This window comes from Serratia proteamaculans, assembly GCF_946227095.1.
Classification (GTDB): Bacteria; Pseudomonadota; Gammaproteobacteria; order Enterobacterales; family Enterobacteriaceae; genus Serratia; species Serratia proteamaculans_E.
In genome coordinates, this window is sequence record NZ_CAMISV010000005.1 from 83,048 (window position 1) to 99,542 (window position 16,495).

Consider the following 16,495-nt stretch of genomic DNA (forward strand, 5'->3'; position numbering starts at 1 on the left):
TATCTTGCTTCAAACCTCAACAGCAGTTTTTTTGCTGTGCTTGCGATCAACCGCAACGATGCGGCCATTGATCATTTCATATTCACCGGTTTGTAGCTTTTTCTTCATGATATCGCTGGCCACGGCATGAAGTTTAGAACCTAGATCTAAAGACAAGCGCTCCAGAGTGGCAGCATCAGTAACTTTCTGTAGTGACGACATATCCTCTCCCTCCCTCACCCAGATTGCCATAACATTTCATATTAGGCAGTGCATCTTAACCATCCTTGGTTAAATTTTTAGGCAATATTCAGATACTTATGGGTCTGCATCGACAGGCGCCAGTTGCGCGCAATGCAGGTTTCAATACACAGACGGGTCGCCTCTTCCTTTTGACTGATCGGCTGCAACGCGATAATCCGCGGTTTCTCATCATGCAGCGTCGCCAGCAGCGCATCCAGCGCTTCAATATCACGCTCGCGTCCGACCGGATGCTTCACCTCATCAGCACGTTGCAAAGCCTGACTCAACACCTTCATGCCGCCGCGCATATTCACCTTGGGTGAAACCGTCACCCAGGTTTTCGCCGAGCATTGAATTTCGTGAGTACCACTGGTTTCAATCTGGCAGCCGTAGCCGTGATCTTCCAGTAACTCGGTCAGCGGGGTCAGATCGTAAATGCAGGGCTCACCGCCGGTGATCACCACGTGGCGCGCGGTATAACCTTGCTGGCGCATGACGGCCAACAACTGCTCGGCACTGGCGCTGCCCCAGGCATCGCTCTCTTCGGTTTTAACCAGAATCCGTTGCATATCAACTTCCCGATTGGCTTCCTTTTCCCAGGTATGTTTGGTATCGCACCAGCTGCATCCTACCGGGCAGCCCTGCAGGCGGATAAAAATGGCCGGAACGCCGGTAAAAAAGCCTTCGCCCTGCAAGGTTTGGAACATTTCATTAATCGGGTACTGCATCGGTTTCTCAATCTGGAAAGGTAAAAAGGGATTATCGCAGATTCCGGCCCGGTGACCAAACAGGCGAAATTGTATTAAATTTTATCCTCCGCGCTACCAGCAGCTTATCTCACCGGCTATCGGCTTCATTTAATTCGCTTACTGTGTCATCCCCTTGCATTGACGGTGTAATCTGCTTCGCAAAAACAACATTTAATTAACGTATAAGATAAATATATTTGACATAAACCGCCCACGCGCAGATGTATATACAGGCAAATACAAGCCGGACGTCAGTTCCGGCGGTTCATTCACCACAATCATATCTGCGTTTAGAGGGTGCCATGGCTCATTCCACCGAGTTGAATATTCAGCAGGCCATCGACGACAGCAAATTCTCGCTGTTTCACTGGACCTTGATCATTTTGGGATTCCTGATCCTGGCCATTGATGGCTTTGACACTGCGGCAATGGGGTATATCGCCCCTTCGGTCGCCAAAGACTGGGGCATCGTGAAACAGGATCTCGGCCCGGTACTGAGCGCCGCCCTGTTGGGGCTGTCCCTCGGTGCGCTGGTTGCCGGGCCGATCTCCGACCGCATCGGCCGCAAACGAGTACTGGTATTTTCGTGCCTGTTCTTCGGCCTGTCGAGCCTGGCCACCGCCTATGCCGGATCGCTCAACAGTCTGACGCTATGGCGTTTTCTCACCGGCCTGGGGCTGGGAGCGGCAATGCCGAACGCCATCACGCTGATTTCCGAATATGCACCGCAACGCTGCCGCTCAATGGCAATTAACACCATGTACTGCGGTTTCCCATTGGGTGCGGCCGGCGGCGGTGCCATTTCGTCGTGGTTGATCCCGGCCTATGGCTGGCACAGTGTGCTGTTGCTGGGGGCGATCGCTCCGCTGGTGCTGACGGTCTTGTTGATCCTGTTCCTGCCGGAGTCGGTGAAGTACATGGTTAACCGCGGCAAAGAGACGATAAAAATCAAACGCATCGCCCAGCGCTTTGTCAGCCAGGAGCTCGATAACGTCTCGCGGTTTTATCTATATGAAGAGCCACTGGCGAAGTCAAAAACCAGCGTCGGCTTGTTGTTCACCCGGCCTTATCTGACCGGCACGCTGATGCTGTGGCTGACCTACTTTATGGGTCTGGTGATTTATTACGTCTTGCTGAGCTGGATGCCGATCCTGATGCAGGGTCTGGGTTATCAGTTGGAGCAATCGGCGATCCTGACCTCGTTGTTCACCTTTGGCGGGACCCTCGGCATTCTGGTGGCCGGCTGGCTGATGGACCGCTGGAACGCCCATAAGGTGGTGTCGAGCGGCTTTGTCATTACCGCGCTGCTGATTGTGGCGATGGCGACCGAAGACAGCCATATCGTGCTGCTGGGCACCTTTATCTTCCTGATGGGGATCACCATGAACGGGGCGCAGTCCGGCCTGCAAACGCTGGCAGCGACCTTTTACCCGACCCACAGTCGTGCAACCGGCATTGCCTGGATGCAGGGCATCGGCCGCTTTGGCGGCGTGGCGGGTACCATGATGGGGGCGCAGTTGCTGGCCATGCAGTGGGAAGTGCAGAGTATTTTGATGTTCCTGTGCGTACCGGCGTTGATCGCCGCTATCGCCACGGTATTCAAAATGACCCGCCGAGCGGTGTTACAGCCTGCGGCATAACGAAAAATGCCCGCCCTCTGGCGGGCGTTTTGCTTCCAGCGATAGGACTTTTTTATCACAGCGCCTAACTTGTAATGGGTATGTAAAATTATTGTGATTGGACGCTCAAAATTGACCCATTTTTAATTCATTTTTGTTGAATAGCTCACTGTTCTCCCCTGTCTGGCTTATGGGTATAACGCCAAATAAAACACTATAAGATTGATTAATAACAAAAATAACTTTCTCTTATGCCATTTTTGGCATCCACTGGTCGGTGTTGCATATGCTTGTACATACAAGTATATGTTAATAAACCCTACGCATTGTTATGGCGTGGTGATTCACCCCACCGCGTTATGGGATCTGCTCCAATACTGTTTGAGGAAAATGCTGTGACTGCAAATAACAAAGTTCGCAATGTCGAAGTACGCGCGCCACGCGGCACAAAATTAAATGCAAAAAGCTGGCTGACCGAAGCGCCGTTGCGCATGCTGATGAACAACCTCGATCCTGAAGTGGCGGAGAACCCGCACGAGCTGGTGGTGTACGGTGGTATCGGCCGCGCTGCGCGTGACTGGGATTGCTACGACAAAATTGTCGCCACCCTGAAAACCCTGGAAGACGACGAAACGCTGCTGGTGCAGTCCGGCAAGCCAGTTGGGGTATTCAAAACCCACAGCAACGCGCCACGCGTACTGATCGCCAACTCCAACCTGGTGCCTCACTGGGCAACCTGGGAACACTTTAACGAACTGGACGCCAAAGGCCTGGCCATGTACGGCCAGATGACCGCCGGCAGCTGGATCTACATCGGCAGCCAGGGCATCGTCCAGGGCACCTACGAGACCTTCGTGGAAGCGGGTCGCCAGCATTATGACGGCAGCCTGCAGGGCCGCTGGGTACTGACCGCCGGTCTGGGTGGCATGGGTGGCGCACAGCCGCTGGCCGCGACATTGGCAGGCGCTTGCTCGCTGAACATCGAATGCCAGCAGAGCCGCATCGATTTTCGTCTGAAAACCCGCTATGTCGATGAACAAGCAGTGGATCTGGACGACGCACTGGCCCGCATCAAGAAATACACCGCCGAAGGCAAAGCCATCTCCATTGCCCTGTGCGGTAACGCGGCGGATGTTCTGCCGGAACTGGTACGCCGCGGCGTGCGCCCGGATATGGTCACCGACCAGACCAGCGCCCACGATCCGCTGAACGGCTACCTGCCTAAAGGCTGGAGCTGGGAAGAATACCGTCAGCGTGCGCTGAGCGAACCGGCTCAGGTGGTGATCGCCGCCAAGCAGTCGATGGCTGAACACGTCGAAGCCATGCTGGCGTTCCAGAAAATGGGCGTACCGACCTTCGACTACGGCAACAACATTCGTCAGATGGCGAAAGAAATGGGCGTCAGCAACGCCTTTGATTTCCCGGGCTTCGTACCGGCTTACATCCGCCCGCTGTTCTGCCGCGGTGTTGGCCCGTTCCGCTGGGCCGCGCTGTCCGGCGATCCGCAAGACATCTACAAAACCGACGCCATGGTTAAAGAGCTGATCCCGGATGACGAGCATCTGCACCGCTGGCTGGATATGGCGCGCGAGCGCATCAGCTTCCAGGGCCTGCCGGCACGTATCTGCTGGGTGGGTCTGGGCCAGCGCGCCAAGCTGGGTCTGGCGTTCAACGAAATGGTCCGCAGCGGCGAACTGTCCGCACCTATCGTCATCGGCCGTGACCATCTGGACTCCGGCTCCGTTGCCAGCCCGAACCGTGAAACCGAATCGATGAAAGACGGTTCTGACGCTGTCTCCGACTGGCCACTGCTGAACGCCCTGCTCAATACCGCCAGTGGCGCGACTTGGGTTTCTCTGCACCACGGTGGTGGCGTCGGCATGGGCTTCTCCCAGCATTCCGGGATGGTTATCGTTTGTGACGGCACCGATGAAGCCGCAGAACGCATCGCCCGCGTATTGCATAATGACCCGGCCACCGGCGTGATGCGTCATGCCGATGCCGGTTACGACATCGCCATTGAATGCGCCCGCGAGCAAGGGTTGAACCTGCCGATGGTGGCTGCGACTCAAGGAGACAAAGCATGAAAGCGCTGACTATTCGCCCTGGCCACCTGACGCTGGCGCAACTGCGTGAAGTTTACCTACACCCGGTCACCCTGACACTGGACGATAACGCCTACGCCGACATCCAGCAGAGCGTCGCCCTGGTTGAGCGTATCGTTGAGGAAGATCGCACCACTTACGGTATCAACACCGGTTTCGGCCTGTTGGCATCCACCCGCATCGCCCGTGAAGATCTGGAAAATCTGCAGCGTTCGATCGTGCTGTCCCACGCTGCCGGTGTCGGTGCACCCACCGACGACAGTCTGGTACGTCTGATTATGGTGTTGAAGATCAATAGCCTGTCGCGCGGTTTCTCCGGCATCCGTCTGGAAGTGATCCAGGCGCTGATGGCGCTGGTCAACGCCGAAGTCTACCCGCATATCCCACTGAAAGGCTCCGTCGGCGCCTCCGGCGACCTGGCACCGCTGGCGCACATGAGCCTGGTGCTGCTGGGTGAAGGCAAGGCCCGTTATCAGGGTGAATGGCTGCCTGCCACCGAAGCACTGGCCAAAGCGGGCCTGAAACCGCTGACGCTGGCGGCCAAAGAAGGCCTGGCGCTGCTGAACGGCACCCAGGTTTCTGCCGCCTTCGCCCTGCGTGGCCTGTTTGATGTGGAAGATCTGTACGCCGCAGCAACGGTCACCGGTAGCCTGACGGTGGAAGCCGCGCTGGGCTCACGCAGCCCGTTTGATGAGCGTATTCATGCCGTGCGCGGCCAGCGCGGCCAGATTGACGCCGCCGCCGCTTACCGCCACCTGCTGGGTGAGCGCAGCGAAGTCTCTGATTCACACCGCAACTGCGACAAGGTGCAGGATCCGTATTCCCTGCGCTGCCAACCGCAGGTGATGGGTGCCTGCCTGACCCAAATCCGCCAGGCCGCCGAAGTGCTGGAAATCGAAGCCAACGCCGTCTCCGACAACCCACTGGTGTTCGCAGAGCAGGGTGACGTGCTGTCCGGCGGTAACTTCCACGCCGAGCCGGTCGCGATGGCTGCCGACAACCTGGCGCTGGCATTTGCCGAAATTGGCTCGCTGTCCGAACGTCGCATCTCGCTGATGATGGATAAGCACATGTCGCAGTTGCCGCCGTTCCTGGTGGACAACGGCGGGGTGAACTCCGGCTTTATGATTGCTCAGGTTACCGCCGCGGCGCTGACCAGCGAAAACAAAGCACTGGCGCACCCGGCCAGCGTCGACAGCATCCCAACTTCCGCCAACCAGGAAGACCATGTTTCCATGGCACCAGCCGCCGGTCGTCGCCTGTGGGAAATGGCAGATAACGTACGCGGCATTCTGGCCGTTGAGTGGCTGGCTGCCTGCCAGGGGCTGGATCTGCGTAAAGGGCTGAAAACCACCGAAAGTCTGGAGCAGGCCCGCCGCGTACTGCGCGAGCAAGTCAGCTACTACGACAAGGATCGTTTCTTCGCCCCCGACATTGAAGCCGCCAGCCTGCTGTTGGCGGCCGGTCATCTGACCTCGTTGATGCCTGCAGCGCTGCTGCCTAGCCAGGCATAAATAAACCCTACCACGCAGTTTGTTCTGTCCCACCGGGCGTGTTCCGCCCGGTGCGGATAGCGCGTGCCTGTTCTGCCGTAAAAACTCGACGGGAAGCAACATGCATAACGAAACAACACAACTCAGACGCGGATTAAACGCGCGACATATTCGCTTTATGGCGCTCGGCTCCGCTATCGGCACCGGCCTGTTCTATGGCTCCGCCGGGGCGATCCAACTGGCCGGCCCTGCGGTGCTGCTGGCCTATCTGGTGGGCGGCGCGGCGGTATTCATGGTGATGCGCGCGCTGGGTGAAATGGCCGTACATCAGCCGGTCTCCGGCTCGTTCGGTCACTACGCCAACCACTATCTCGGTCCACTGGCCGGTTTCCTCACCGGCTGGACCTATACCTTCGAAATGGTGATCGTCGCCCTGGCTGACGTGACCGCTTTCGGCATCTATATGGGGTTGTGGTTCCCGGACGTCGCCCAATGGGTGTGGGTACTCAGCATCATTATGTTTATCGGCGCGCTCAATCTGTGCAGCGTGAAAGTGTTCGGCGAAATGGAGTTTTGGCTGTCGCTGATCAAGGTTGCGGCCATTGTGGCGATGATCATCGGCGGTGCAGCGGTGATGCTATTTGGTTTCGGCCAGGCTCAGCACGCCACCGGTATCAGCAACCTGTGGGAACACGGCGGCTTTATGCCTAACGGCTTCAGCGGCGTGGTCGCTTCATTGGCGGTCGTGATGTTCGCCTTTGGCGGCATTGAGATCATCGGTATCACCGCCAGCGAGGCAAAAGACCCCGCAAAAGTCCTGCCGAAGGCGATCAATGCGGTTCCGATTCGTATCCTGCTGTTCTATGTGCTGACGCTGCTGGTACTGATGGCTATCTATCCGTGGAACAGTATCGGTCAGAACGGCAGCCCCTTTGTTGAGATCTTCAGCAATCTGGGGATCAGCTCCGCCGCCAACGTGTTGAACGTGGTGGTGATCACCGCCGCGATTTCTGCCATCAACAGCGATATTTTCGGTGCGGGCCGCATGATGTACGGCATGGCGCAGGATGGCCAGGCACCAAAAAGCTTTACCCGGTTGACCAACAACGGCGTGCCCTGGATGACGGTGCTGGTGATGTCTGTAGCCCTGCTGCTGGGCGTGGTGCTCAACTACCTGATGCCTAAACAGGTGTTTATGATCATCGCCTCCATTGCCACCTTCGCCACCGTCTGGGTATGGCTGATGATCTTGCTGTCGCAGATCGCCATGCGCCGCACGCTGACGCCGCAAGAGGTCAGCAAACTGAGTTTCCCGGTGCCGTGGTGGCCGGTCGCACCAGCGTTGGCAACCCTATTTATGCTGTTCGTTATCGGCCTGCTCGGTTACTTCGAAGACAGCCGCATCGCCCTGTACGTTGGGCTGGTGTGGGTGGCCTTCCTTACCCTGGCTTACTGGTTGTGGGTACGTAAAAAAGGCGGGGGTTCACCCGTCACGTCCTCACCCCAGTATTAACCTCACGAGCCCGCCGTTCCCGGGCTCTTCGTCATTACAGTGGAGTATCACTATGCAAACACGACACAAACTATGGATACCGCTCATTGCGCTCGGGTTGATGACAGGCAGCCTGTCCGCGCGCGCAGCGGGCTGGTGCGAATCCGGTAAGCCGGTCAAGTTCGCCGGACTGAACTGGGAAAGCGGCATGTTGCTGACTGACGTCATGCAATACGTGCTGCAAAAGGGTTACGACTGCAAAACCGACGCGCTGCCGGGTAACTCCATCACCATGGAGCAGGCGGTCGGCACCAATGATATTCAGGTGTTCGCCGAAGAGTGGATTGGGCGTAGCGAAGTCTGGAACAAGGCCGAAAAAGCCGGTAAAGCGGTCAGCGTCGGCGCGCCGATTGTCGGGGCGGTTGAAGGCTGGTACGTACCACGCTACGTGATTGAAGGCGATGCCAAACGCAACCTGAAACCGCTGGCGCCGGATCTGAAAAGCATCCCGGATCTGGTCAAATATGCCCAGGTGTTCCGCGATCAGGAGGAGCCGGACAAAGGCCGTTTCTACAACTGCCCGGCCGGCTGGACCTGCGAGTTGGACAACACCGCAATCCTGAAGAAATTCAAGTTGGACGACAAATTCACCAACTTCCGCCCAGGCACCGGTCCGGCGCTGGATACCGCGATCCTCTCCAGCTACCGTCGTGGCGAACCTATCCTGTTCTACTACTGGTCACCGACCCCGATCATGGGCCAGCTCGATCTGGTGAAACTGGACGAACCGGGTGTGAACAAGAACATTCACATCAAGGTCGGTCTTTCCAGCGTGTTTAACCAGCAGGCACCTGAACTGGTGCAGGTGCTGTCAAAAGTCAACCTGCCGCTCGACCTGGTTAACCAGAATCTGGCGCGCATGAGCAAGGAACGCATCAGCTCACAGAAGCTGGCGCTGGAGTTCTTCAAGCAGCACCCGGATATCTGGAAACAGTGGGTTAGCGAAGACGCAGCGAAAAAAATTCAGGCCTCCTTGTAATCGCTTTGGCATTCAGTAAACACCAACCCGAAGCCTGCGCGCTTCGGGCCTGACAGGGGTAATACTTATGTTTCCAGATCGCTTTACCTTCTCCATCGCCGATTGGATCAATCGCTGGGTCGATGTCCTGGTCAACAACTATGGCGATATGTTCCGCAAGATTTCCGACACCCTGCTGTGGGCGGTGATCCACCTCGAAAGCCTGCTGCGTGCTACGCCCTGGTGGCTGATGTTGGCAGTAGTTGGCCTCCTGGCCTGGCATGCTACCCGCCGCTGGCTGCCGACGGTGGTGATCGTCGGCCTGCTGCTGCTGGTCGGTACCGCCGGTATGTGGGACAAATTAATGCAGACCCTGGCACTGGTGCTGGTCGCCACGCTGCTGGCGGTGATTATCGGTATTCCGCAGGGCGTGCTGGCGGCGCGTAACGATCGGGTGCGGGCAGTGATGATGCCGTTGATGGACGTGATGCAAACCATGCCAAGCTTCGTGTATCTGATCCCGGTATTAATGCTGTTCGGCCTGGGCAAGGTGCCGGCGATCCTGGCGACGGTGATCTACGCCACGCCACCGCTGATCCGCCTGACCGATTTGGGTATCCGCCAGGTAGACAAAGAAGTGATGGAGTCCGTCACCGCCTTTGGTGCCAACCGCTGGCAGAAACTGTTCGGCGTGCAGTTACCGCTGGCGCTGCCAAGCATTATGGCCGGGATCAACCAGACCACCATGATGTCGCTGTCGATGGTGGTTGTGGCCTCGATGATCGGCGCACGTGGGCTGGGCGAAGACGTGCTGATAGGTATTCAGACGCTGAACGTCGGTCTGGGACTGGAGGCGGGTCTGGCGATCGTTATCCTGGCCGTGGTCATTGACCGTATCACTCAGGCTTATGGCCGCTCCGCCGTTGCGAGGTAACCCCGATGAACAAAATCGAAATCAAGAACGTCTACAAGATTTTCGGCCACAAAACTGCGGCGGCGCTGGCTATGAGCCAGCAGGGCAAAACCAAGCAGGAGGTCCAGTCTGCGACCGACTGCGTGATCGGCGTGCACGATCTGTCGATGTCGATCGAGGCCGGTGAGATCTTTGTGATCATGGGCCTGTCAGGATCGGGTAAATCTACGCTGGTGCGCCACTTCAACCGGCTGATCGATCCCACCAGCGGCCAGATCCTGGTGGATGGTGAAGATATTCTGCGTTACGACGAAAAGCAGCTCGAGCACTTCCGCCGTCATAAGATCAGTATGGTGTTCCAGAGCTTTGGCCTGCTGCCGCACAAAACGGTGCTGGACAACGTGGCCTACGGTCTGAAAGTTCGCGGTGAGACAAAAGAAGTCTATCAGGAGCGCGCACTGCACTGGATCAACACCGTCGGGCTGAAGGGCTATGAGAAATCGTACCCGCATCAGCTCTCTGGCGGCATGCGTCAACGTGTCGGGCTGGCGCGAGCGCTGGCCACCGATACCGATATCATTTTGCTGGATGAGGCCTTCAGCGCGCTCGATCCGTTGATCCGCGCCGAGATGCAGGATCAACTGCTGGCACTGCAAAAAGAGCTGCACAAGACGCTGGTGTTTATCACCCACGATCTGGATGAAGCCGTGCGTATCGGTAACCGGATCGCGATCCTCAAAGACGGCAAACTGATCCAGGTCGGTACGCCACAAGAAATTCTTAACAACCCGGCCGATGAGTATGTTAACCGCTTCGTGCAACGCCGTCTGGCGCTGGATGAAAACGTACAGAAACCACGCCCGATGATCGCAGCCCGCGCCTGAGGAGAGCCACATGCACTATCCTTCTTCGGTCACCCTCGATACCCTGCCGTTACGCTGGCAAGACGTGGTGGCGGTGGCTCGGTATCAGGCCCCGCTCAGCCTGTCTGATGCCGCCTGGGCGCGTATCGACAATGCGCAAGCTATCGTCCAGAAAATTGTCGTCAGTGAACAACGCGCCTATGGCGTCAACACCGGTCTGGGGGCGTTATGCAACCAGGCGCTGCACGGCGAACAGCTGTCGCAGTTGTCACGCAACACGTTGATGAGTCACGCCTGCGGCGTGGGTACACCACTGAGTGATGAACAGACCCGTGCCATTATCTGTTGTGCCATCGTCAACTATTGCCACGGCAAATCCGGTATTCAACGCCCGGTAGTCGAAACCCTGTTGGCACTGCTTAACCGGGGGATAACCCCACAGGTGCCGTCGCAGGGTTCCGTCGGCTACCTGACCCATATGGCGCACGTCGGCGTCGCGCTGCTTGGGCTGGGCAAAGTCAGCTACCGCGGTCAACTCGTCACCGCAGCCCAGGCTTTAGCGGAGGAAGGCATTGTGCCACCGCAGTTGGGTGCCAAAGATGGCCTGTGCCTGGTCAACGGCACGCCGTGCATGACCGGCTTAAGCTGTCTGGCGCTGGCCGATGTCTGGCGGTTGACCCGCTGGGCGGACGTGCTCGCGGCGATGAGCTTTGAAGCCCTTGGTGGGCAGATCGCCGCCTTTGACAGCGAAATTTTGGCGCTGAAACCGCACCCGGGAATGCAACGGGTGGGCAGTAATTTGCGGATGCTATTGAACGGCAGTGAGATGATAGCCACCAGCGAGGGCATTCGTACCCAGGATGCGCTGAGTATCCGTTCGATCCCACAGGTGCACGGTGCCTGCCGCGATCAAATTGCTCATGCTGAACGACAGATTGAAACCGAGCTGAACGGCACTACGGATAATCCCCTGTTGCTCGGCACGCCGGACAACTATCGCGTGATGTCGCAGGCCAATCCACACGGAGAATCTGTGGCCATGGCCGCCGATCTGCTGGCGATCGCCATCGCCGAACTCGGCGGTATCGCAGAGCGGCGTATCGATCGGCTGATTAACCCGCTGGTCAGTGGCTTGCCGGCATTTCTGGTCAGCGAGCCTGGGGTAAACTCGGGCATGATGATTGCTCAATACGTGGCGGCGTCGCTGTGTGCGGAGAACCGCCAACTGGCGCAGCCTTGCGTGGTGGATAACTATGTGACTTCGGCCCTGCAGGAAGATCACCTCAGCCTGGGCACCGGGGCGGCGCTAAGGCTGCATAAAGCGCTGGCCAACGTGAACCAGATCCTGGCGATTGAATACCTGTTGGCGGCGCAGGCCTTCGAGTTCCTGCAGCAGCACCGTTTCGGTGACGGCACCCAGCGTGCCTGGCAGCGGCTGCGGCAAGTGGTGGCACCCTATCATCAGGACCGCTGGCTGGCACCGGACATCGCCAGCAGCGCCGCGCTGTTGCAAGATGAGCAGGCGCTGGCGGAGATTGCCCCGGCATTACTGTAACCCCCCGTCCCTGCCCGCCGGGCGGGGGCACCAAGGTTAGCGCTGAGCCAGAGCCTGACGGATATCTGCCTGTAGATCGCTCAGGTCTTCCAGCCCGGCAGACAGCCGCACCAAACCGTCGCTGATATGGTGACGCTGTCGCTCCTCGGCGCTGTAGGCCGAGTGCGTCATGCTGGCCGGGTGTTGGGCCAGAGATTCACAATCCCCCAGACTGACCGCGCGCAAGATGAGGCCTAGCCCATTGAGGAAACGGATCCCCGCGGCCATACCGCCTTTCAGTTCAAATGCCAGCATGCCGCCCGGCCGCGCCATTTGCCGCTGCGCCAATGCATACTGCGGGAAATCCTCCAGACCGGGATAATAAACCCGTTCCACCGCCGAATGCTGCGCCAGCATTTCCGCCAGGCGCTGAGCGTTATCGCAGTGGCGCTCCATACGCAGCGGCAAGGTTTTCAGCCCACGCAGCAACAGCGCAGCATCCTGTGCCGACAGTACCGCACCGTTCATGTCTTTCAGCCCGACCAAACGGATATCCTGCGCCAGATCCTGACGCGTCACCGCCAGTCCCGCCAGTAAGTCACCGTGCCCTCCGATGTATTTGGTGGCGGAATGCACCACAATATCCGCCCCCAACTCCAGCGGCCGTTGCAGATAAGGCGTGCAGTAGGTGTTGTCCACCAGCAACAGCGCCCCCTGACGGTGAGCAATTTCAGCGACCGCAGCAATATCGACCAGGCGCATATTCGGGTTAGCCGGCGTTTCGCAATACACCAGCCGGGTACGCGGCCCTATCGCCGCCGCCAACCGCTCTGGCCGGGTCAGGTCAACGTGGGTGACTTTCACACCGTAACGTGCCAGTCCATGATGGAAGTAGCTGAAAGTGCAACCATAAATAGTTTCATCGACGATCAGCTCATCCCCCGGGCTGAGCAGCGTCCAGCAGCAGGCGGTAATCGCCCCCATGCCGGAGGCAAAAGCCACCGCCGCCTCCCCGCCTTCCAGATCGGCAATTCGCTGTTCCAGCAGGTTGACCGTTGGGTTGGCAATGCGTGAATAAAAATAACCCGGCTCAGTGCCGGCAAAACAGGCACCGCCGTATTCCGCCGTCGGGAAGGTAAAGGTCGAACTCATAAACACCGGCGGGCAGAGCGCCCCAAGATATTCCTGGGGGTTATAGCCGTGGTGGATCGCACGCGTGGCAAAGCCGTGCCTGAGGATGGCAGACATAACAACTCCTTTCCTGAGTGAGTGAAAGCAATTCCAATGTTTCCGATTAAACCTCTGGGGGCAGTGCCCCGCTGCGCACCCGCTGGCCGATGATTTGCAGGGTACGTAGTACCAGCATCAGCCCCAGCAAGGTATCCGACTGACGTAACAAGGCATACAGCGAGCGAAAATTGGCGGGTGAGGGATCTGACTGCAGCTCGGTATGCGCCATCTTTAACGCCATTCCCCCTTCCCACCCTGCAGCCACCAGGCCTTCAAACACGCCGGACAATTTTTCCACCAGCGCGTTATCGGCAATATCCACCAGATCCGACAGCAGCGACAGCAGCGACAGCAGATCGACCACGTTATCGAGCCGCCCACCGGCCAGCAGTGGCTGTAACTTCTCCAGCAAGGGTGCCAGGGATTGTTGTTCAGATGCGTTCATAGGCCCTCCGTTAGATCAGCCCGCGTACCGTTGCCCAATAGAGCCCGCGATTAAAGCCGTTGCGCAGCATGCCGCCCACTTTGGTTGACGGTGTCGGCAGCACATCGTGGCGATAGTCATAGACCAGCGGCATACCGGCTTGCAGCCCCATTTGGGCGATCGCCTGTACTTTGCCGTCGTAGTGGCTGACAGTCTGGCCCAGTCGCAGTTCAGCCACGATATTGTCAGCGATCACCGGAGCCTGATTGTGGCAAGAGCCACCGGCCTTGCTGACCGGCAGATCCACCGTATCGCCGATAACATAAACCCCCTGCTGACCATAAACCTGTAACGTCTGGTGGTCGGTCGGCAGCCAGCCTTCGCCGCTGTTACCCTCACTGAGATCGGTATTGCGCACCGCCTCCACCGCGCGGATCGGCGGCGTGGCCATCAGGATATCGAACGGCTGCTCCTCACCCTCGGCGGAATAAGCGATTTTCTGCTGTGCATCTACCCGGCTGAGAGTAAACCCACGCTGATGGCGGATATCACGCGCCGCGAAGATGCCGGGCAAGGCCTCGGCGGTCGGGCGTTGTAAAAACAGACAGTTACGCAGCAGCTGCGAGACGCTGGGGTAGGTATAAACAATTTCGACCGCCTTACGCACCCCACGCCGACGCAGGTAATCATCGAGCATCAGCGTGGTTTCTATCGGTGCAATACCGCACTGATGCGGCACGTTAGGCGTTTCGGGGAAGGAGACGGTAATAAAAATTCGGCCTTTTTCAATTGTCGCCAGCTTTTGCGCCAGCTGCCGGGCAGCCTGATATTGGTAGAAGTGATCGCCCGCCTGCGCCAGCCCGTCGATACGTTCCGGCCAGGGCACACAGCCAGTAGCAAACACCAAAAAATCATAGGGGTACTGTTTACCGCTGTGGCAATGGATCACCCGTTGAGATAAATCGAACCGCTCTGCCTTATCGACAATAAACTTTATTTCCGGGCGTAACAGGCTTTGTTGAGAACGGGTTAACTCCTGCTTGAAGAAGGCGTTAAAAGCCACATACATAAATGCCGGTTTATAATAGTGAAACGGGGAGTCCGATATCATTAATAACTCAACTTTATTATTCAATATCTCCCGGTGTAATTTCGCGGCCAGTAAATTAGCCAATATAGTCCCGCCAGTGCCACCACCGACAATCACAATCCTGTTTCGCATCAAGCCCTCGCCCAGCCGGCCTGCGGGTCGGCAAATTGATAGGGGAACGAATTGAGGCAGGTTTACTGCTATCCGAGTTCTGCCTTACTGGCAGTCTAGTAACTAAAAATTATAAAGCAATTAAAAAGGGTATTTATAAATAGGAATTTTATTATTATAATTAAATTATAGAGTTAAAAAACACCAAAAAAAAACAATTAATAATATACTAATGAATAACAAACTATAAATTACTGGAATTATAAATCGCTGGATAACACCTATAAAAAAACCCGCCGTAGCGGGTTTTTATTTAGCAACGAACCAAGCCGTTATTACTGACCTTTAACTTCTTTCAGGCCGTTGAACGGTGCGCGTGAACCCAGCGCTTCTTCGATACGGATCAGTTGGTTGTATTTAGCAACGCGGTCAGAACGGCTCATGGAACCGGTTTTGATCTGGCCAGCCGCAGTCCCTACCGCGAGATCGGCGATAGTTGCGTCTTCGGTTTCACCTGAACGGTGAGAGATCACCGCGGTGTAGCCTGCGTCTTTCGCCATCTTGATAGCAGCCAGAGTTTCGGTCAGAGAACCGATCTGGTTGAATTTGATCAGGATGGAGTTAGCGATGCCTTTATCGATACCTTCTTTCAGGATCTTGGTGTTGGTGACGAACAGGTCGTCGCCCACCAGCTGGATTTTGTCGCCCAGCACTTTGGTCTGGTATGCGAAACCATCCCAGTCAGATTCGTCCAGGCCGTCTTCGATAGACACGATTGGGTACTGTTTGGTCAGGTCTTCCAGGAAGTGAGTGAACTCTTCGGAAGTGAAGGCTTTGTTACCTTCGCCGGCCAGTACGTATTTACCGTCTTTGTAGAACTCGGAAGCCGCACAGTCCATAGCCAGGGTCACATCTTTGCCCAGCTCGTAGCCTGCTGCTTTTACCGCTTCAGCGATAACTGCCAGCGCTTCAGCGTTGGAACCCAGGTTTGGTGCGTAGCCGCCTTCGTCACCGACAGCCGTGCTCATGCCTTTGGCTTTCAGCACTTTTGCCAGGTGATGGAATACTTCAGAACCGATGCGAACGGCTTCTTTCAGGGATTTAGCGCCAACCGGCTGAATCATAAATTCCTGAATATCGACGTTGTTGTCAGCGTGCTCGCCGCCGTTGATGATGTTCATCATAGGCAGTGGCATAGAGAATTTGCCTGGGGTGCCGTTCAGCTCAGCGATGTGCTCATACAGCGGCATACCTTTGGAAGCCGCAGCCGCTTTGGCAGCAGCCAGGGAAACCGCCAGAATGGCGTTAGCGCCGAATTGGGATTTGTTTTCGGTGCCGTCCAGGTCGATCATGATCTTGTCGATGTTAGCCTGGTCTTTCGCATCTTTACCCAGTACTGCCTGAGCAATCGGGCCGTTTACAGCAGCAACGGCTTTCAGTACGCCCTTACCCAGGAAACGAGACTTGTCACCGTCACGCAGTTCCAGTGCTTCACGGGAACCGGTAGAAGCACCTGACGGCGCAGCAGCCAGACCTACGAAACCGCCTTCCAGATGCACTTCGGCTTCAACAGTCGGGTTACCGCGGGAGTCGATGATTTCACGACCGATGACTTTAACGATTTTGGACATT

14 protein-coding genes are annotated in these 16,495 nt (G+C 57.0%); 8 read left to right on the plus strand and 6 right to left on the minus strand.

Annotated elements, in window-relative coordinates:
- Positions 1–9: 9 nt before the first annotated feature.
- Complete coding sequence (locus OC597_RS11965; RefSeq protein WP_139815969.1) at positions 10–201, minus strand: hypothetical protein; 192 nt, start codon at positions 199–201, stop codon at positions 10–12.
- Positions 202–278: 77 nt separating this feature from the next.
- Positions 279–950 carry a 7-carboxy-7-deazaguanine synthase QueE gene (gene queE, locus OC597_RS11970; protein ID WP_207979235.1) on the minus strand — a complete coding sequence of 224 codons (672 nt, stop codon included), beginning with the start codon at positions 948–950 and terminating at the stop codon, positions 279–281.
- Positions 951–1,273: 323 nt separating this feature from the next.
- Here queE and OC597_RS11975 point away from each other — a divergent pair, with 323 nt between their 5' ends.
- From OC597_RS11975 to OC597_RS12010, 8 genes are all read left to right on the plus strand, one after another.
- The gene (locus OC597_RS11975) at positions 1,274–2,611 is read left to right on the plus strand and encodes an MFS transporter (protein WP_261285613.1); all 1,338 of its coding nucleotides are present in this window, start codon (positions 1,274–1,276) and stop codon (positions 2,609–2,611) included.
- A 374-nt stretch (positions 2,612–2,985) separates the two neighbouring features.
- Positions 2,986–4,677 (plus strand): urocanate hydratase, encoded by a 1,692-nt coding sequence (gene hutU / locus OC597_RS11980; protein ID WP_099063052.1) that lies wholly within the window; start codon positions 2,986–2,988, stop codon positions 4,675–4,677.
- Positions 4,674–6,209, plus strand: a complete 1,536-nt coding sequence (gene hutH / locus OC597_RS11985) for a histidine ammonia-lyase (RefSeq protein ID WP_261285611.1) — start codon at positions 4,674–4,676, stop codon at positions 6,207–6,209. Before hutU ends, hutH begins: the two co-directional genes overlap by 4 nt.
- A 100-nt stretch (positions 6,210–6,309) precedes the next feature.
- Positions 6,310–7,701, plus strand: a complete 1,392-nt coding sequence (gene hutT, locus OC597_RS11990) for an L-histidine transporter HutT (RefSeq protein WP_262208851.1) — start codon at positions 6,310–6,312, stop codon at positions 7,699–7,701.
- Between the two features lie 52 nt (positions 7,702–7,753).
- Positions 7,754–8,719 (plus strand): ABC transporter substrate-binding protein, encoded by a 966-nt coding sequence (locus tag OC597_RS11995; protein ID WP_261257378.1) that lies wholly within the window; start codon positions 7,754–7,756, stop codon positions 8,717–8,719.
- A gap of 67 nt (positions 8,720–8,786) precedes the next feature.
- Entirely contained in the window at positions 8,787–9,632 is an 846-nt protein-coding gene (locus OC597_RS12000) for an ABC transporter permease (RefSeq protein ID WP_261257375.1), read from the plus strand.
- Positions 9,633–9,637: 5 nt separating this feature from the next.
- Positions 9,638–10,495, plus strand: coding sequence for a quaternary amine ABC transporter ATP-binding protein (locus OC597_RS12005; protein WP_261257373.1), 858 nt, complete (start codon positions 9,638–9,640; stop codon positions 10,493–10,495).
- A gap of 10 nt (positions 10,496–10,505) precedes the next feature.
- Positions 10,506–12,029: an HAL/PAL/TAL family ammonia-lyase gene (locus OC597_RS12010; protein WP_262208854.1), complete on the plus strand. Its 1,524-nt coding sequence runs from the start codon at positions 10,506–10,508 to the stop codon at positions 12,027–12,029.
- Between the two features lie 36 nt (positions 12,030–12,065).
- Here the strand turns inward: OC597_RS12010 and OC597_RS12015 are convergent, their stop codons facing one another.
- The 4 genes from OC597_RS12015 to eno all read right to left on the minus strand — a co-directional run bounded on the left by OC597_RS12015 (position 12,066) and on the right by eno (position 16,494).
- The gene (locus OC597_RS12015) at positions 12,066–13,256 is read right to left on the minus strand and encodes a methionine gamma-lyase (protein WP_262208856.1); all 1,191 of its coding nucleotides are present in this window, start codon (positions 13,254–13,256) and stop codon (positions 12,066–12,068) included.
- A 46-nt stretch (positions 13,257–13,302) separates the two neighbouring features.
- Complete coding sequence (locus OC597_RS12020) at positions 13,303–13,683, minus strand: hypothetical protein (protein ID WP_262208857.1); 381 nt, start codon at positions 13,681–13,683, stop codon at positions 13,303–13,305.
- Positions 13,684–13,693: 10 nt separating this feature from the next.
- Positions 13,694–14,884, minus strand: a complete 1,191-nt coding sequence (locus OC597_RS12025) for an NAD(P)/FAD-dependent oxidoreductase (protein WP_262208858.1) — start codon at positions 14,882–14,884, stop codon at positions 13,694–13,696.
- Between the two features lie 314 nt (positions 14,885–15,198).
- Entirely contained in the window at positions 15,199–16,494 is a 1,296-nt protein-coding gene (gene eno, locus OC597_RS12030; protein WP_261257366.1) for a phosphopyruvate hydratase, read from the minus strand.
- Between the last annotated feature and the right edge of the window lies 1 nt (position 16,495).